Source organism: Pseudomonas brenneri (assembly GCF_007858285.1).
In the GTDB taxonomy this organism is placed as follows: Bacteria; Pseudomonadota; Gammaproteobacteria; order Pseudomonadales; family Pseudomonadaceae; genus Aquipseudomonas; species Aquipseudomonas brenneri.
This window is the reverse complement of the sequence record NZ_VFIL01000010.1, coordinates 189,317-207,188: the sequence shown is the minus strand read 5'-3', so window position 1 is coordinate 207,188 and position 17,872 is coordinate 189,317. Positions and strand designations below refer to the sequence as shown.

Here is a 17,872-nt window from a genome sequence, read left to right as displayed (position 1 = left end):
GTGAAAGTCACAGCATCAAGGACATGAATGTACACTTGTGCACTGAAATTTTAAACCGGGCTTATTTATGGGCCCGCTCGGGTGCCTAAGACTGCCGCACTTTCGCCTTTCACGCCAGTCGCAGTTGGCTGATGATGCCCATCTAATGCACCCAGCGCTGTAGGATTTGCTGCAAATCCGTACGTTTGAACGGCTTGGCCAGGTAATCGTTCATCCCGGCGGCCAGGCACGCTTCGCGATCGCCCTGTAACGCATTGGCCGTCAGGGCAATGATCGGCAGGTCGGCGCAGCCAGGCAGCTGACGAATCTGACGGGTGGCTTCATAGCCGTCGATCACCGGCAGTCGGCAATCCATCAAAATCGCCGTGAAAATCAGGCTTTCGGCACTGCGAATCGCTTCGGCGCCATCAGTGGCGATGCTCACCTCGAACCCCAGGCTGCGCAGCATGGCCTCGACCACGGTGCGGTTGACCGGGTTGTCTTCCACCAGCAGCACATTGCGGCCCTCACCGGCGCTGGCTTTATGCGGGGTGTCCGCAGCAATCTGCGGCAGGCTTTGCTGGTAGATCGCCAGCGGGATTTCCAGGGTGAACACCGAACCCAGGCCTTCTTCGCTCTGGGCGCGCAGGGTGCCGCCCATCCGCTCGGCCAGGGTGCGGGCAATCGGCAGGCCCAGGCCGGTACCGCCGTAACGCCTGGAGATAGAGCTGTCAGCCTGTTGAAAGGCGTCGAACATCAGCTCCAGGCGCTCGGCCGAAATACCAATCCCGGTGTCGCGTACCGTGCAGGTGAACCACAGCAGTTCATGGTCCAGGGTTTGCCAGTTGGGCTCGACGCTGACCGTGCCCTGTTCGGTGAACTTCAGTGCATTGCCGATCAGGTTCACCAGGATCTGCCGGATCCGCGTCGGGTCACCCTGCACGCGCAACGCTTCCATGCCCGGCGGGATTGGCAACTCCAGGACCAATCCGCGCTGTATGGCGCTGTGCTGGAACGCTTGGGCGCAGCTGTTGATCAGGTCAACCAGATTGAACGGAATATGCTCCAGCTCCAGGGCCGAGCGTTCGATACGCGAGAAGTCGAGGATATCGTTGATGACTTTGAGCAGGTGTTCGGTGGACTCCGAGGCCAGTGCGGCGTACTCGGTCTGTTCGTCGGTCATGGAGGTGGTTTCGAGCAATTGCAGCATGCCCAGTACGCCATTCATCGGCGTGCGCAATTCGTGGCTCATCATCGCCAGGAAGTCGGATTTGGCGCTGTTGGCACGCTCGGCTTCCTCGCGCGTCTGGATCAACTGGGCCATGGCTTGCTGCTGCTCGCGACTGGCGTGGTGCAAGCCTTCGGCCAGGTTGTTGATATGGCGGGACAGGTCACCCAGTTCGGAGTCATCGACAATTGGCAGTGGGGTTTTGTAGTCGCCCCGCTGGATTGCCTTGACCGCATGCCCCATGGCGCTGATCGGTTGCGACAGGCTGGCAGCCAGGCGCCGCGCCAGCAGGAAGGTAAAGAGCAGGGCAAACAACGCAAGGATCCCGGCCTTGAAGAGGATTTCCTGTTGGCGCTGACTGAAGGCGTCGTTGGACATGCCGACGATCACCCGGCCCAGATAGTCGGCCTTGGGGGCCTTGGGCTGCGCGGTGTTGTCCTGGAAAAAGTCGTTGCCCAGCTGGATATGCTGCAAGCGAATCGGGGCCTGGAAGATTTTTACCGACAACGAGCGGTCATGCTTTTCCGTGGGTTGTTCGACATAGACCAGGATGTTTTCTGCACTGTCCTGGATTTCCAGGAAGCGCACATGCGGCGTGGCCAGGGTCGCCCGCAGCAGGCTGTCGAGCACGTCGTTGTTGCCCGAGATCACGCCATACTCGGTGGCTGGCGCCAGTTGGTTGGCGATCAACTGGCCGGTGTGGTCCAGTTCCTGGCGCAGGTCCTGGATCCGCACGAAGGTAAAGAAGCTGATCAGCAGCAGTGTCAGCAACAGGGCCGGGCCCAGGGTGATGATCTGGGTTCGGGTATTGATATCCCAACGGCGACGCAAGGTCATGGGTGTTTCTCCCCTTCGGCCAATCGGGTCGCGACGGCGGTCTCGTCCACCTGTTCGATCCCCAGCGAGCGCGCCACTTGCGGGTTGCCCACGACTTTGAAGTGTTCCGGGTACAGCGAGCGCGGCCAGCCGGCCGGCGGGTGATCGAGCAGGCGGTTGAGCACATCCAGCCAGTCAGCCTGGTCGCTGTAGGTACTGGCCAGGCTGCCGGCCCGCACGAAACCGGCGTTGGGCCCGATCAGCGGCAATTGCCTGGCGTAGCTGCTCAACAGCAGGTTTTTCACGGTCTTCGGGTTGTATAGCTTTGGATCATCCAGGCCCAGTAACACATCGCTGCTTTTAAACAGGCTGAGCAGAGGGCGACTGTCATTAATGTTGTCCCAGGGCTGGGCGACGATTTCCAGGCCCAGGGCCGTGGCATGCTGGCGCAGTTCCGGCAGCAGGAACTCGCTGTCGTTGCCGTACAACACGCCAATGCGCTGGGCCTGGGGCAAGATATTGGCGATCAGGCGCAACTGCCGGTCCAGGGACGGGTCGCTCCACAGCAGGCTGATCTTGCCGGGCACATGGTTGCCCAGGCGTTGGCGGGCTTGCAGGCGGCTGATGCGCAGCACCAGCGTCGCCGGGCCCTGGGTGTCCTGCAGGCGCCAGTCGAGGCTGGGCAAGTCCAGCAGGATCAGGCGGGTGCTGGCCGGCAATTGACCGGGTGCGGGCATGTCTTGCAGCGCCTTGAAGGTGACCTCATCAACGGGGCGTTGCACGCGCAGGGCCTGGGCAAAGGCCTGCACGCCAGGGCTGTCTTGGGCGGCGGTCAGCAGGATTTCGGCGCTCCACGCGGGCATGGCCAATGCCAGGCTGGCGAGCAGCAGGCAGCGGCGCCAGAACCTGGTGCCGGGAAGGGCGGTCATCCTTGACTGGGCAGGGGTCATGTCAGAACTCTAACTCCGCGCTGAAGTAGAGCACATGGCGTTGGTCGTAGTTGTTGTCGATCTGGGTGGTGGGCTGGTTATCGAGGCGTTGTTGCAGCATGCCGGCCAGCTCCAGGTTGGCCTTGCCCAGGGCGATGCGCTTGGCGACCCGCATGTCGACCCGTTCAAAGCGATATTGGTTAAGTGCATCGTCCCCATAATAGAACAGCGCGCTGGACCAGCCATGCCCCCACTCGCGCATCCAGCCGGCCGAACCGCTGTTGCGCGCGGTCTGTTGCTGGTCCAGCGGGTTGCTGGCGCTGGCATCGACGTAAGCATAGGTCAGGCGTAGCCGGTCGGCGCTACTGACGTGCCAGTCCAGTTGGGTTTCGGCGCCGGCAAACCGTGAGCGGTTACTGTTGCTGGCAATGTACTGGTTATTGCGCAGGGGCTCGCTGATCATGCCGGTGATTTCGTCATAGAACAGCTTGATGTCGAGGTTCAGCCCGCTATCGGCAAAAAAGCCGTTGTAGCCCAACTCCCGGGAGCGCATCAGTTCCTTGTCGAGGTTGCCCGGGCCGCGGGTCTTGACGAAATACTGGCCGGTTGTCTGCCCGTAGGCGGGGGAGCTGAGGCCAGTGACCCGGTAGCTCCAGTTGACGTTGTTCTCGAACATGTCCGGCGAGCGGATTGCTTCGGAGTACACCGCGCGCAACCCGTGGCGCGGGTTGATCAGGTAATTGACCGCAACCCTGGGCGTGAGCGAGTTACCGCTCAAGTGGGTGTTTTCGTACATCGCCCCGCCCTGCAACAACCAGTGCTCGCTGGCCCGCCATTCCAGATGGCCGAACAGGCGCCAGGTGGTGTCGTCCAAGGTGCCATTGAAATAGGTGTCAGAGTCGGCGCGGTCGTAGCGGTAATTCATCCCACTGACCAGTCGCAGGCTGTCGGACAGGCTCAGGGTGTCTTGTACTTCGAGGTCGTAGCGGCTTTCCTTGGTGCTCTGGTCGATATTGCCGCAGACGCTTTCCTTGCCGCCGTTATTCCATTGCTTCAGGACCTCTTCGGCCAGCGCCTGCTCGGCGGCAGAGCCTGGCGGTGGGCTGCCGTTTTCATAGTCCTTCATGTGCCGCGCCAACTGCTCGGCGTAGTTGGGGTTCATCTGCCACAGTTGCGTCAACTGCGGGCTGAACGACACCTTGGCGTCGCAGGCTTTCCAGACCTGCCGACGGTCCCATTGTTGCGCCGAACCCTGGATATACAGGCTGTGATCGGGGTTGAAGTCGAAGTTCCAGCGCAGGGATGCGGCGTAGTCCTTGGCGGTGACGTCGGAGTCGGTGCCACCGTCGGTAATCCCGGCGAACACTGGCTTGTAGGTGTATGGCCGCTGATTGGTCCCTTCCTTGGCGTTGAGTTGCCAGTCGATGCTCTGCTGCTGGTTCAGCACCTGGCTGACCGCCAGGCTGAAGCGGCTGAGCCGCCGGCTGTCGCGGTAGTCGGCGCCGACCCGGTCGCTGTCAAAGCCATCATCCTGTTGCCCGGACAGCGACAGTCGCAGGTTGCCGGTGTCCCAGCCCAGGCCCTGGCTGGCATACCAGTCGTTGATCCCGCGCTCGCCCCGGGTCATTTTCATCCGGGTACCCAGGCTGTTGGCCGGCGAGCGAGTGAGGATATTGACCACCGCCATCAGCGCATTGGCGCCATAGCTGACGGTATTGGGGCCACGGAACACTTCGATCCGCTCGATATCTTCCATGGCGACTGGAATGTCGCTCCAGTCCACGGTGGCCAGGCCGGCGCGGTACACCGAGCGGCCATCGATCAGCACTTGCATGCGCCGCGCTTCGTTGGCGCTGGTGCCGTGGTAGTTGACGGCGGCCTGGTTGCCCGAGGTGTAGCCCACCATCATCCCCGGCACCAGGCGCAGCAGCTCGGCAATATCGCGTGCACCACTGGCCTTGATCAATTCGCTGTCGATCACCGTCATGCTGCCAGGCACGGCGGCGGCCGACTGCTTGAGCCGGGTTGCCGTCAGGACTTGGGGCAGCGGCTGGTTGTCGAGGAACAAATCGTCGGCCAGCAACGGCGTACTGACCAGCAGCGCCAGTAACAGAGATGAACGAGGAGGAGGGCCCAAATACACGGCACGGCCTTGATAATTACGGATAGCCGACCATGTTAACTGAGGCGAGCGCTTTTGCCAGTCGGTGCTATCGCAATTACTGTGGTCCATTCGGCCATTTTCCGACAATCGTGGGAAATCACAGAAGGGCTGGTCGCCGTCAGGTCGGCCCGTATAATGCCGCCATCGCCACTGGTATGGATTAACGGATTGCATATGACTGAACAGCGCCCAATTGCGGTCCTGGGAGGCGGAAGTTTTGGTACCGCCGTGGCTAATCTACTGGCTGAAAACGGCCATCAGGTGCGCCAGTGGATGCGCGATCCCGAACAGGCCGAGGCCATCCGGGTCAACCGGGAGAACCCGCGTTACCTCAAGGGTATCAAGATTCATGCGGCGGTCACGCCGGTCACCGACCTGCAGGCCACCCTGGATGACTGCGACCTATGCTTTGTCGCGTTGCCCTCCAGCGCCCTGCGCACGGTGTTGGCACCCCATGCCGAGCGGCTGGCGGGCAAGATGCTGGTCAGCCTGACCAAAGGCATCGAGGCCCAGACCTTCAAGCTGATGAGTGAAATCCTTGAGGAAATCGCCCCCCAGGCCCGTATCGGTGTGCTTTCCGGGCCGAACCTGGCACGCGAAGTGGCTGAGCATGCCTTGACCGCGACCGTGGTCGCCAGTGAAGACGAGGCTTTGTGCGAGCGCGTGCAGGCGGTGCTGCATGGCCGTACCTTCCGGGTCTACGCCAGTGCCGACCGCTTTGGCGTGGAACTGGGCGGCGCATTGAAAAACGTCTACGCCATCATCGCCGGCATGGCCGTGGCCCTGGGCATGGGGGAAAACACCAAGAGCATGCTGATCACTCGCGCCCTGGCGGAAATGACCCGCTTTGCGGTCAATCAGGGTGCCAACCCCATGACTTTCCTCGGCCTGGCCGGAGTCGGTGACCTGATCGTCACCTGTTCGTCACCCAAAAGCCGCAACTATCAGGTGGGTTTCGCCCTGGGCCAGGGCCTAAGCCTGGAAGACGCCGTCACCCGCCTCGGTGAAGTGGCCGAAGGGGTCAATACCCTCAAAGTACTGAAGGCCAAGGCCCAGGAAACCGGGGTCTATATGCCGTTGGTCGCCGGCCTGCACGCGATCCTGTTCGAAGGGCGCACCTTGAACCAGGTCATCGAGTTGCTGATGAGGGCCGAACCCAAGACCGATGTCGACTTTATTTCCACCAGTGGTTTCAACTGAGGAACGCGCGATGAACGATCCGAAAACAGCACCCAAGTATGAATCCATCGGCCTGCGCATCCTGTGGATGCTGGTGTTTGCCCTGGTCTGGCAAGTGGCCCAGTTCCTCCTCGGGGCGTTGGTGGTGGTGCAGTTGATCTACCGCCTGATCTACGGCGCGCCGAACCTGGGCCTGATGAACTTTGGCGACAGCCTCAGCCAGTTCCTCGCCCAGGTTGGCCGTTTTGGCAGCTTCCACAGCGAGCAGAAACCCTGGCCCTTCGCCGACTGGCCAACCCCGCGCGCCCCGGAAGGCGAGGCCGCCCACAGCGTGCCGCCGGCCCCGCACCCGGTGCGTGATGAAGAGCCCAAGCTATGAAACTGTGGGTATTGCGTCACGGTGAAGCCGAGTCCCATGCGCCGAGCGATGCCCAGCGCAACCTGACCGAGCGTGGTCGCCAGGAGGCGTTGCATAGCGCTGCCCACCTGATCGGCGCTGACATCAAGGCCATCATCGCCAGCCCCTACGTGCGGGCGCAGCAGACCGCGCAACTGGTGCGTGAGGCGTTGGGCTTTGCTCCTGAAATTCGCACGGCTGCGTGGCTGACGCCGGATGGCAATCCGTTGCAAGTGCTGGAGAAACTCGACACCGATGACAATGTGCTGCTGGTCAGCCATCAACCCCTGGTGGGCAACCTGATCAGCTTTTTGCAGCACGGTCACCAGCGCCAGCCCCAGCCGATGCACACCGCCAGCCTGGCGGAGCTGGAAGGGGACTTTCCGTTGGCGGGGTTGATGAGCCTCAATAGCGTCAAAAACCCCTGATTTTTCAGGCACAACACAATCAAGCTGTGGGAGCGGGCCCTTTCCCAAATAAGTATTTTCCACCGTTTGATTGTGTTATGCCTGCAAGGAACTTGCAGTGCTCCTTTGTGCATGGAATAGTCAACCAAGCAAGTGCTTGGTTGGCTGCCATCTGAACACACAGGAGCGCGTCCCATGTCTGTCGCTTTTCGTTTGCCGCTGCAGGTCTTCTTTGAACGTGAGGCGCGCCATCCGCGCCAGCGCTTCCTGGTCCAGCCCATTGGTGGCGGCGAGGTGCAGACCCTCACCTGGGGCGAGGTCGGCCATCAGGCACGTTGCGCTGCCCATTGGCTGCGCGCCCGTGAACTGCCCCAGGGCTCGCACATTGCCCTGATCTCGAAAAACTGCGCGCACTGGATCATCGCCGACCTGGCGATCTGGATGGCCGGGCATGTCTCGGTGCCGCTGTATCCCAACCTTACCGCCGACTCCGTGGCCCATGTGCTGGAGCACTCCGAGGCGGCGTTGGTGTTTATCGGCAAGCTCGACGACTGGCCGGCCATGGCCCCGGGCGTCAAGGCCGGGCTTGCGACTATCAGCCTGCCGCTGTGCCCCGAGGGCCAGTTCGATTTCACCTGGGCCGACCTGCAAGCCTGCTCGCCGATCCAGGATGACCCTGCGCCGGCGGCCACAGATCTGGCCACCATCATCTACACCTCCGGCACCACCGGCTTGCCTAAAGGCGTGATGCACACCTTCGGCGGCCTGGGGTTTGCGGCGACCCGCGGCACCGAGCTGTTTGGCCTGGGGGAGGGCGACCGCCTGCTGTCCTACCTGCCGCTGTGCCATGTGGCCGAGCGCATGTTTGTCGAAATGGCCTCGATCTACACCGGGCAAACCGTGTTTTTTGCCGAAAGCCTCGACACGTTCCTCTCCGATCTCCAACGCGCCCGGCCCACGGCCTTGTTTGGCGTGCCGCGGATCTGGACCAAGTTCCAGATGGGCGTCTACGCAAAAATCCCGGAAAAACGCCTGGAATGGCTCTTGCGTCTGCCGTTTATCGGCAAGCGGGTTGGCCACAAAGTCCTCGCCGGCCTTGGGCTGGACGCGGTGCGGGTGGCCCTGTCCGGCGCCGCGCCAGTGCCCGAAGCGCTGCTGCGCTGGTACCTGCGCCTGGGCCTGGATGTGCTGGAGGTATATGGCATGACCGAAAGCTGTGGCTATTCCCATGTCTGTCGCCCCGGCCAGCAGAAGATCGGCTGGATCGGCCTGGCGTGCCCGGACGTGGAGGTGCGCATTGATCCGGCCGGCGAAGTCCAGGTGCGCAGCGGCGCGACCATGCTCGGCTACTTCAAGGACCCGCAGAAAACCGCCGAGACCCTCACCGAGGACGGTTTCCTGCGCACAGGTGACAAGGGCGAGCAGGATGGCGAAGGCCGCTTGCGCCTGACCGGGCGTCTCAAGGAGATCTTCAAGACCAGCAAAGGCAAGTACGTCGCCCCGGCGCCCATCGAAAACCGCCTGGCGGAGCATGGGCGCATCGAACAGGTGTGCGTGGTCGGTGATGGCCTGAGCGCACCGATGGGCTTGTGCGTACTGTCTGCGGTGGGCCTGCAGGAGGCCGCCAGCGAGGCCCGGCATTCATTGCACGGCAGCCTGGAACGCTTGCTGGAGGAGGTCAACCAAGTGCTGGATAAACATGAGCGCTTGCGTCAACTGGTGGTAGTGAAAGACAGTTGGGCGGTGGAAAACGGCTTTCTGACGCCGACCCTGAAGATCAAGCGCAACGTCATAGAGTCAACCTACGGCCCACAGTTCCAGGCCTGGAGCGCGCGCTCCGAGGCCGTGCTGTGGCAGGATTGAGCATTCAATAAAATCAATAAGGACACTGCAATGAGCCTGTGGCGCACCGTTCCCAACATCGAGCAAATCAACGCCAGACAGAAAAACACCATTGGTGAAGTGCTGGATATCCGCTTCGAGAGCTTCGACGACGAATCCCTGACCGCGAGCATGGTGGTCGACCATCGCACCCATCAACCCTATGGGCTGCTGCACGGCGGGGCCTCGGTGGTGTTGGCCGAAACAGTGGGCTCCGTGGCCAGCTACCTGTGCATCGACGCCAGCAAGTTCTATTGCGTGGGTCTGGAAATCAATGCCAACCACTTGCGCGGCCTGCGTTCCGGGCGGGTGACAGCGGTGGCCCGGGCGATCCATATCGGGCGCACCACTCATGTCTGGGATATTCGCCTGACCAGCGACGAGGGCAAGGCCAGTTGCGTATCGCGCCTGACCATGGCCGTGGTGCCCCTGGGCGAAAACCCGCCGGCGCGATAGGCGTGGCGTGAGTGTCATCATTCCTGGCAGTTACAGTCATTGCTGTGGCGGCCGGGCATGGGGACAATCGATTTCTGTTTTGGATGATGGGCTGGTTATGTCGCAACATGTGTTTTTCACTCATGCCAATGGCTTCCCTTCGGCGACCTACGGCAAATTGTTCGACGCCCTGGCGCCGGAGTACGCGGTGGCGCACCTGTCGCAGCACGGTCACGATCCGCGGTTTCCGGTGGACGACAATTGGCAGAACCTGGTGGACGAGCTGATCCACCACCTGGAGCAGCAACCGGAGCCGGTGTGGGGCGTGGGCCATTCACTGGGTGGGGTGTTGCATTTGCACGCGGCCCTGCGCTGCCCGCAGTTGTATCGCGGTGTGGTAATGCTCGACTCGCCGGTGCTGACCCTTGCCGACCGTTGGGTGATTCGCGCGGCCAAGCGTTTTGGCTTGATTGATCGCCTGACGCCTGCTGGCCGCACCCTGGGCCGGCGCGAAGAGTTCTCCGACCTGGACGCCGCCCGCCAATATTTTTCCGGCAAGACGCTGTTTCGCGGGTTTGACCCCGAATGCCTGGAGGCCTACCTGCAACACGGCTTGCACCAGGTTGGCGATCGCCTGCGCCTGCGGTTTGACCCGGCAACCGAAATCAGTATTTACCGGGGCGTGCCGCATACCAGCCCTGGCCAGACTCGCCAATTAAAAGTGCCACTGGCCGTGGTGCGCGGTCGGCAGAGCCGGGTAGTGATGCGCCACCACGCCAGCGGCGTCGCGCGCCTGCCCATGGGCGAGATGCTGACTATGCCCGGCGGCCACATGTTCCCCCTTGAGCGTCCGCAGGACACGGCGGCCTTGATCAAGAACCTGTTTACCCGCTGGGAAGCCCGCGAGCGCAGCTGCGCATGACCACACCCGTCGAAGAAGTACGCCTGAGCCTGCCGCATATCGAGCTGGCGGCCCACCTGTTCGGCCCGGAAGACGGCCTGCCGGTGATAGCCCTGCATGGCTGGCTGGACAACGCCAACAGTTTCGCGCGCCTGGCGCCCAAACTGCAGGGCTTGCGCATTGTCGCCCTGGACATGGCCGGTCACGGCCACTCGGCCCACCGCCCGGCTGGCGCCGGTTATGCCGTGTGGGATTACGTGTTTGATGTGTTGCAAGTGGCCGAGCAACTGGGCTGGAAACGTTTTGCATTACTTGGCCACTCCCTCGGCGCGATTGTCTCTACGGTGTTGGCCGGGGCCTTGCCAGAACGTGTGACGCACCTGGGGTTGATCGACGGTGTGATCCCGCCGACTGCCACTGGCGAGAACGCCGCCGAGCGCCTGGGCATGGCCTTGCAGGCGCAAATCAATCTGCAAGACAAGCGCAAACCGGTGTACAGCACCCTCGACCGGGCCGTGGAGGCGCGGATGAAAGGCGTGGTCGCCGTCAGCCGCGAAGCCGCGGAACTCCTGGCCCAGCGCGGCTTGATGCCGGTGCCGGGCGGTTATACCTGGCGCAGCGACAGTCGCCTGACCCTGGCATCCCCGATGCGCCTGACGGAAGAACAGGCCATGGCCTTCGTGCGTCGGGTGGCGTGTCCTACGCAGTTGGTCGTTGCGCAAGAGGGCATGTTGGCCAAGCATCCCGAGTTGCTTGCGCAGCTTCCTTTCGCTGTAACCACCCTTGCAGGTGGCCATCATTTGCACCTGAACGACGAGTCGGGGGCTGCTCTTGTTGCAGACTGTTTCAATCGGTTCTTCACCGCGCCTTGACTTGACGGGGTCAACTGTCGAGGCTGGGCGGATTGAAAGGGAGTCAACCATGAACAATCCGAATACCGCGAAGGCATCCACCGGCCAAGGCGCACCGATCCGATGAGTAGTGCCAAGGGAGTTATCCGTGTACTTGGGCTGTGCTGTATCAGCCCGTTGGTCTTCGCTGCCGATGTACCAGGGAGCCAGGATTTGCCCAGCGTAGTCCGTCAGGTGGATGCGCAGATTGTCGACTACCGGCCCGCCGAAGAAAAAGAACGCATCTACCCCATGGGCGCGATCCGCAAGATCAGCGGCCAGTTGCGTTACGAAGGCCAGGCCACGGCGCGTGGCCAAGTGACAGCCATTACCTATGAGTTGCCCGCCGAACACAGCTCCAGCGCGGCCTTCAAGTCCACGCGTGAGGCATTGCAAGAGCAGGGTGCGCAGTTGCTGTTCTGGTGCCAGGCCCGCGATTGTGGCGAAAGCAGCCTCTGGGCCAATGAAGTGCTGGGTAATGCCAAGCTGGTCGGCGCCGATGGCCAGCAGGAATTCCTGCTGCTACGTCTCGCAGCCCCCCAGGACAATTCCCTGGTGGCGCTGTACGGCATCACTCGCGGTAATCGTCGGGCTTACCTGCATGTCGAGCAAATGGACGCCAGTGCGCCACTGGGGCAATTGCTGCCGACCTCGGCCACGCTGCTGCGCGAATTGAAAAGCACCGGCGACCTGGATTTCCCCTTGTTGGGCACTGAGCCCGACACAACGTGGTTGACCCTGATTTCCCGTGGATTGAACCTCGATACCACCTTGCGGGTCAGTTTGAGCGGGCCCAACGCCGAAGCCTGGCGCCAGGGCCTGATCGACAAGGGCGTACGCGCGGCGCGATTGGAAACCGGCACGGGTGAGGCCAAGGGCCTGCATCTGCAAGTGATCCGCTGATCGTTCCAGGGCGAACGGACCCGTGCCGTTCGCCTAAGCTCTAGCTCTACAAACTTCTTTTCGAGAAACCACATGCTCAACAATGATCGCCTGCTGGTGCAGATCCTGCTCCTGGTGCTGTTTGGTGCCAGTTTCTGGGTGATGGCGCCGTTCTGGTCGGCGCTGTTCTGGGGCGCGGTGCTGGCATTTGCCAGTTGGCCGCTGATGCGCCTGTTGACCCGCGCCCTGGGCGGCCGCGAATCCTTGGCGGCCGGGATCCTGACCTTGGGCTGGATGTTACTGGTGGCGGTGCCGCTGGTGTGGTTGGGCTTCAACCTGGCCGACCATGTACGTGACGCCGTGACGCTGATCAAGGATGTGCAGGTCGATGGCTTGCCCGAAGCACCGACGTGGCTGGGTTCGATTCCCTTTGTCGGGGAACGGCTGGTGGGCATGTGGGACAGCATCGACCAGCAGGGCGCGGCCTTGATGGTCACAATCAAGCCGTACCTGGGGCAGGTCGGCAACTGGTTGCTGGCCCGTAGCGCACAGATCGGCGGCGGCATCCTGGAACTGACCCTGAGCCTGGTGTTTGTGTTCTTTTTCTACCGCGATGGCCCGCGCCTGGCGATGTTCGTCCACCGTTTGCTGGAGCGCTTGATCGGTGAGCGTGCCGGTTACTACATCGACCTGGTGGCCGGTACGGTGCAGCGGGTGGTCAACGGTGTGATCGGCACTGCCGCTGCCCAGGCACTGCTGGCGCTGATTGGCTTCCTGATTGCCGGGGTACCCGGGGCGCTGGTGCTGGGGATTGTCACCTTCCTGTTGAGCCTGATTCCCATGGGCCCGCCACTGGTCTGGATCCCGGCCACTGCCTGGCTGGCCTGGAAGGGCGATTACACCTATGCGGTGTTCCTCGGCGTCTGGGGCACATTCGTCATCAGCGGCGTGGACAACGTACTCAAACCGTACCTGATCAGCCGCGGCGGCAACCTGCCGTTGGTGATCGTGTTGCTGGGGGTGTTTGGTGGGTTGATTGCGTTTGGCTTTATCGGCTTGTTTATCGGGCCGACATTGTTGGCGGTGGCGTACAGCCTGTTGACGGATTGGAGTGCGAGCCAGGCGCAGGTGCGCCGGGAAGACAAGGCAGGCTGATCCCTTTAGGAGCCTGCAAGCCGGCTCTGACGGCCTTGAGGCTTGCGGTAAACGAATGTATCGGCTTTGAAATATTAGCCCGTTCTCCCTGTTAAATGAGCGCTTGCCGAGGATTTACCGATCATCGGATCCCGCAAAGCCGCTGCTTGCGCTACAATCCGCGCCGATTTCGACTTGCCTGAGAGCCCATTCCAATGTCCGTCTGCCAGACTCCTATCATCGTCGCCCTGGATTACCCCACCCGTGACGCCGCACTGAAGCTGGCTGACCAGTTGGACCCCAAGCTTTGCCGGGTCAAGGTTGGCAAGGAACTGTTCACCAGTTGCGCCGCAGAAATCGTCGGCACCTTGCGTGACAAGGGCTTCGAAGTATTTCTCGACCTGAAATTCCACGATATCCCCAACACTACCGCGATGGCGGTCAAGGCTGCTGCCGAAATGGGCGTGTGGATGGTCAATGTCCACTGTTCCGGTGGCCTGCGCATGATGGCCGCGTGCCGTGAAGTGCTGGAGCAACGCAGCGGTCCCAAGCCCTTGCTGATCGGTGTGACCGTGCTGACCAGCATGGAGCGTGAAGACCTGGCCGGTATCGGCCTGGATATCGAGCCTCAGGAGCAGGTCTTGCGCCTGGCGGCCCTGGCGCAGAAGGCCGGCCTCGATGGCCTGGTTTGCTCGGCGCTGGAAGCCCAGGCGTTGAAGGCCGCCCATCCGGCGCTGCAATTGGTGACTCCGGGGATTCGTCCAACGGGCAGCGCCCAGGACGACCAGCGTCGTATCCTGACCCCGCGCCAGGCGCTGGATGCCGGTTCCGATTACCTGGTGATCGGTCGCCCGATCAGCCAGGCGGCTGACCCGGCCAAGGCCCTGGCGGCCGTGGTCGCCGAAATCGCCTAAAAATGTGGGAGCTGGCTTGCCTGCGATAGCATCACCTCGGGGTTACTGAAAAACCGAGGCGTCTGCATCGCAGGCAAGCCAGCTCCCACATTGGTTTGTGGTGTATCAGTTGACCTTCAGCACCAACTTGCCAAAGTTCTCGCCGTTGAACAGCTTCATCAGCGTCTCCGGGAATGTCTCCAGTCCTTCGACAATATCTTCCTTGCTCTTGAGCTTGCCCTGGGCCATCCAGCCGGCCATTTCCTGCCCGGCCGCGGCAAAGTTCGCCGCATGATCCATCACCACAAAGCCTTCCATGCGCGCCCGATTGACCAGCAGTGACAAGTAGTTGGCCGGGCCCTTCACGGCTTCCTTGTTGTTGTACTGGCTGATGGCTCCACAGATCACCACCCGCGCTTTCAACGCGAGGCGGCTGAGCACTGCGTCGAGGATATCGCCGCCGACGTTATCGAAATACACATCCACGCCTTTCGGGCATTCGCGCTTGAGGGCCGCCGGCACGTCTTCGCTCTTGTAGTCGATGGCCGCGTCGAACCCCAGTTCATCCACCAGAAACTTGCACTTGTCGGCGCCACCGGCAATCCCCACCACACGACAGCCCTTGATCTTGGCGATCTGCCCGGCAATGCTGCCCACCGCACCGGCGGCGCCGGAGATCACCACGGTATCGCCAGCCTTGGGCGCGCCGGTATCGAGCAGGGCGAAGTAGGCGGTCATGCCGGTCATGCCCAGCGCCGACAGATAACGCGGCAGCGGTGCCAGTTTCGGATCGACCTTGTAGAAACCACGCGGCTCGCCGAGGAAGTAATCCTGCACGCCCAGGGCACCATTGACGTAATCGCCGATCGCGAACTTCGGGTTGTTCGAGGCGATGACCTGGCCTACGCCCAGTGCACGCATGACTTCGCCGATGGCTACCGGCGGGATGTAGGATTTGCCTTCATTCATCCAGCCACGCATGGCCGGGTCGAGGGACAGGTATTCGTTGCGCACCAGCACCTGGCCATCTGCCAGGTTACCCACCGGCACTTCCTGATAGGTGAAGGTGTCCCGCGTGGCCGCGCCGACCGGGCGTTTGGCAAGCAGGAATTGGCGGTTGGTCTGGGCAGTCATGGCAAGGACTCTGGGTAAATGGACCTCAAGTGATAGACCTTCCAGGCCATGGGAGCAAGCTCGGCCGATCACTGCGAATGCTCGCCGATAGGCTGGGTTGATAGTGAGCCCAGCAGGCTTATCACTGCCACGCATGGGCGTCCAACCGGCCCTCTGATAGTGCTGACGCGCGGCGCTGGCTCCTGGCTATGCTGGGTCCAAAGGCATTCATCCAAGGATAATAAGCATGAGCATGACGTTTTCCGGCCAGGTTGCCCTGGTCACCGGCGCCGCCAACGGCATTGGCCGCGCCACGGCGCTGGCATTTGCCCAGGAAGGCTTGAAAGTGGTGGTCGCCGACCTGGATGTGGCGGGCGGCGAGGGTACGGTCGCGTTGATCCGCGAGGCAGGCGGCGAAGCTGTGTTCGTGCGCTGCAACGTCACCCTGGAGTCGGACGTACAACAACTGATGCAGCAGGTGTTGAACAGCTATGGTCGCCTGGACTATGCGTTCAACAATGCCGGCATCGAGATTGAACAGGGCAAGCTGGCTGACGGCACCCTGGACGAGTTCGACGCCATCATGGGCGTCAACGTCAAGGGCGTGTGGTTGTGCATGAAGTATCAGTTGCCATTGCTGCTGGCCCAGGGCGGTGGGGCGATCGTCAATACCGCATCGGTGGCCGGGTTGGGGGCTGCGCCGAAGATGAGCATTTATGCAGCGTCCAAGCATGCGGTGATCGGCCTGACCAAGTCGGCGGCCATCGAATATGCGAAAAAGAAAATCCGCGTCAACGCGGTGTGCCCGGCGGTGATTGACACGGACATGTTCCGCCGTGCCTATGAAGCCGATCCGCGCAAGGCCGAATTTGCCGCCGCCATGCATCCGGTCGGGCGTATTGGGACAGTCGACGAGATTGCCAGCGCGGTGCTCTATCTGTGCAGCGATGGTGCTGCGTTCACCACCGGTCATGCGTTGGCCGTAGATGGTGGTGCGACGGCTATTTAGGACCTGCTGCCCTGCGCCACTGAGAAAGTGATTTCGAGTGCTGTGGGGCGTTTCCGCAGGTGGCAAGATGCCCTGATTCATTGTGTTTCAATAGGTAAATATCTCAATAAAATCAATGATTTAATAAAAATATGAGCGAAGTGATCCTGACCTTCTGTGCTTAACTGTTTTGAGTTAAATGCCAAACAGTTGAAGGGGGTGGCTCATGGATTTAGGGATCAATCGACAAGCCCTTGTACCGGTGGTTCAGCAAATCGTCAGTGCCATTGCTGCGTGGATTCGGGAGAGCGGGGTCAGCCCTGGAACGCGCCTGCCTTCCATCCGGCAACTGGCCCATGACAACCTGCTCAGTCAATCCAGTGTGATCGAGGCCCTTGAGCGCATGGTGGCTGAAGGGGTGCTGGCCTCAAGAGCCGGCTCGGGGTTTGTGATCGCGGCACAACCGACTGCCAGCAGCTCACTGGCTGAGTGCCAGTGGTATGAGGGCGCGGAGCGCAGGTGGGGGGCCTTTACCGATAACCAGTTGGGCGAATTGAAGCTGGGGTGCGGTTGGCTGCCGGACTCCTGGCGTGAAGCGGATGACATCAGCTACGCGATTCGCGAAATCAGCCGCACCGATACCGCAGGGGTTTTCAACTACAGCACGCCCCTGGGGTTGCCGGTGTTGCGTGAACAGTTGCACAAACGCCTGGCCCAGATTCAGGTAGCCAGCAGCGCCGAGCGGATCCTCACCACCCACGGTGCCAGTCATGCCCAGGATTTGTTGATACGCACCTTGCTCAAGGCTGGCGACACAGTGGTGGTTGAAACGCCTGGCTACGGCAACTTGTATCGTCAGTTGGCTTTTCATGGTGTCAGGTTGCTGGAGGTCCCCAGGACCCGCAGCGGCCCGGATATTCAAACCCTGGAAACGCTTTTGGTCAGCCACCACCCCAAGTGCCTGTTCATCAACAGCCTCTACCACAACCCGACTGGCACCAGCCTTTCACGCGGGGTGGCCGAGCGCCTGTTGCACCTGGCCAGCACCCACGACTTCCTGATTGTCGAGGAAGATGTCTATGGCGACCTGCAACACGCCTCCTGTATCCGGCTGGCGGCGCTGGCCCATGATGATCGGGTCATCTATGTTTCAAGCTTTTCCAAGACCCTGAGCAGCGCCCTGCGGGTCGGCTATCTGACCGCCAGCACGGCGCTTATCAGCCAGGTGCTCAAGCTCAAGACCTTGACGGGCATGGGCACCTCACGCTTCGCCGAAGCCATGGTGGCCAGCCTCTTGGCCAATGGCACCTACCGCAAATGGGTGCAACGCCTGCGCCGACGGTTGAGCGCGGAGATGGCGAAGACCTTGCAGGTGCTGGAGGACGAAGAGTGGGAAGTCTTTGCAGTGCCAGCGGGCGGCATGTTTGTTTGGGCGCGCCCAGGGCCAGGGGGTGGCTCAAGGTTGCACGCACGGGCCCGACAGCTTGGGGTCTTGCTGTCTTCCGGGGAGCTGTTCAGCCCGACTGGCGAGCATGCTGACTGGCTACGGATCAATGTGGCCTACGCCTGCGATCATCGGGCCTTGGCGTTGTTCAAGGCCATGGGGCCTGCGGGATCGACCTCCACCATTCTGAAAACGACGGGGATGTAGCTTTT

The 17,872-nt window shown here is 61.8% G+C and carries 16 protein-coding genes; 12 read left to right on the top strand and 4 right to left on the bottom strand.

Features of this window, described 5'->3' with window-relative positions; translation table 11 throughout:
• Window positions 1–142 precede the first annotated feature (142 nt).
• The 3 genes from FJD34_RS21845 to FJD34_RS21835 are packed head-to-tail and all read right to left on the bottom strand — an operon-like array spanning window position 143 to window position 5,095.
• Window positions 143–2,044, bottom strand: a complete 1,902-nt coding sequence (locus FJD34_RS21845) for an ATP-binding protein (protein ID WP_090290684.1) — start codon at window positions 2,042–2,044, stop codon at window positions 143–145.
• Window positions 2,041–2,952 (bottom strand): ABC transporter substrate-binding protein, encoded by a 912-nt coding sequence (locus FJD34_RS21840; RefSeq protein WP_139115699.1) that lies wholly within the window; start codon window positions 2,950–2,952, stop codon window positions 2,041–2,043. Before FJD34_RS21840 ends, FJD34_RS21845 begins: the two co-directional genes overlap by 4 nt.
• Before the next feature lie 22 nt (window positions 2,953–2,974).
• A complete protein-coding gene (locus FJD34_RS21835) occupies window positions 2,975–5,095 on the bottom strand; it encodes a TonB-dependent receptor plug domain-containing protein (protein ID WP_032859213.1) in 2,121 nt (706 codons plus the stop codon).
• 195 nt (window positions 5,096–5,290) lie between these two features.
• On the opposite strand from FJD34_RS21835, the gene FJD34_RS21830 reads away from it, so the two are divergent.
• From FJD34_RS21830 to pyrF, 10 genes are all read left to right on the top strand, one after another.
• Window positions 5,291–6,316: an NAD(P)H-dependent glycerol-3-phosphate dehydrogenase gene (locus FJD34_RS21830; RefSeq protein WP_032859214.1), complete on the top strand. Its 1,026-nt coding sequence runs from the start codon at window positions 5,291–5,293 to the stop codon at window positions 6,314–6,316.
• A gap of 10 nt (window positions 6,317–6,326) precedes the next feature.
• Window positions 6,327–6,674, top strand: coding sequence for a DUF4389 domain-containing protein (locus tag FJD34_RS21825; RefSeq protein WP_090290685.1), 348 nt, complete (start codon window positions 6,327–6,329; stop codon window positions 6,672–6,674).
• Entirely contained in the window at window positions 6,671–7,120 is a 450-nt protein-coding gene (sixA, locus tag FJD34_RS21820) for a phosphohistidine phosphatase SixA (protein WP_032859218.1), read from the top strand. Before FJD34_RS21825 ends, sixA begins: the two co-directional genes overlap by 4 nt.
• A gap of 174 nt (window positions 7,121–7,294) precedes the next feature.
• Window positions 7,295–8,962, top strand: a complete 1,668-nt coding sequence (locus FJD34_RS21815) for an AMP-binding protein (protein ID WP_090290686.1) — start codon at window positions 7,295–7,297, stop codon at window positions 8,960–8,962.
• Window positions 8,963–8,992: 30 nt separating this feature from the next.
• Entirely contained in the window at window positions 8,993–9,436 is a 444-nt protein-coding gene (locus tag FJD34_RS21810; RefSeq protein WP_065943518.1) for a hotdog fold thioesterase, read from the top strand.
• Window positions 9,437–9,533: 97 nt separating this feature from the next.
• A complete protein-coding gene (locus FJD34_RS21805; RefSeq protein WP_032859223.1) occupies window positions 9,534–10,337 on the top strand; it encodes an alpha/beta fold hydrolase in 804 nt (267 codons plus the stop codon).
• Complete coding sequence (locus FJD34_RS21800; RefSeq protein WP_065943519.1) at window positions 10,334–11,188, top strand: alpha/beta hydrolase; 855 nt, start codon at window positions 10,334–10,336, stop codon at window positions 11,186–11,188. Before FJD34_RS21805 ends, FJD34_RS21800 begins: the two co-directional genes overlap by 4 nt.
• Window positions 11,189–11,290: 102 nt before the next feature.
• Window positions 11,291–12,109 carry a DUF4892 domain-containing protein gene (locus tag FJD34_RS21795; protein WP_032859226.1) on the top strand — a complete coding sequence of 273 codons (819 nt, stop codon included), beginning with the start codon at window positions 11,291–11,293 and terminating at the stop codon, window positions 12,107–12,109.
• A 72-nt stretch (window positions 12,110–12,181) separates the two neighbouring features.
• Window positions 12,182–13,243 (top strand): AI-2E family transporter, encoded by a 1,062-nt coding sequence (locus tag FJD34_RS21790; protein WP_032859229.1) that lies wholly within the window; start codon window positions 12,182–12,184, stop codon window positions 13,241–13,243.
• Window positions 13,244–13,437: 194 nt separating this feature from the next.
• A complete protein-coding gene (pyrF, locus tag FJD34_RS21785; RefSeq protein ID WP_090290687.1) occupies window positions 13,438–14,136 on the top strand; it encodes an orotidine-5'-phosphate decarboxylase in 699 nt (232 codons plus the stop codon).
• A 105-nt stretch (window positions 14,137–14,241) separates the two neighbouring features.
• On the opposite strand, the gene FJD34_RS21780 is transcribed toward pyrF, so the two are convergent.
• A complete protein-coding gene (locus tag FJD34_RS21780; protein ID WP_032859232.1) occupies window positions 14,242–15,249 on the bottom strand; it encodes an NADP-dependent oxidoreductase in 1,008 nt (335 codons plus the stop codon).
• A gap of 226 nt (window positions 15,250–15,475) precedes the next feature.
• Here FJD34_RS21780 and FJD34_RS21775 point away from each other — a divergent pair, with 226 nt between their 5' ends.
• Both FJD34_RS21775 and FJD34_RS21770 read left to right on the top strand, forming a co-directional pair.
• The gene (locus FJD34_RS21775) at window positions 15,476–16,237 is read left to right on the top strand and encodes an SDR family oxidoreductase (RefSeq protein ID WP_090290688.1); all 762 of its coding nucleotides are present in this window, start codon (window positions 15,476–15,478) and stop codon (window positions 16,235–16,237) included.
• A 205-nt stretch (window positions 16,238–16,442) separates the two neighbouring features.
• Window positions 16,443–17,867, top strand: coding sequence for an aminotransferase-like domain-containing protein (locus FJD34_RS21770; protein ID WP_065943520.1), 1,425 nt, complete (start codon window positions 16,443–16,445; stop codon window positions 17,865–17,867).
• Window positions 17,868–17,872: the final 5 nt, after the last annotated feature.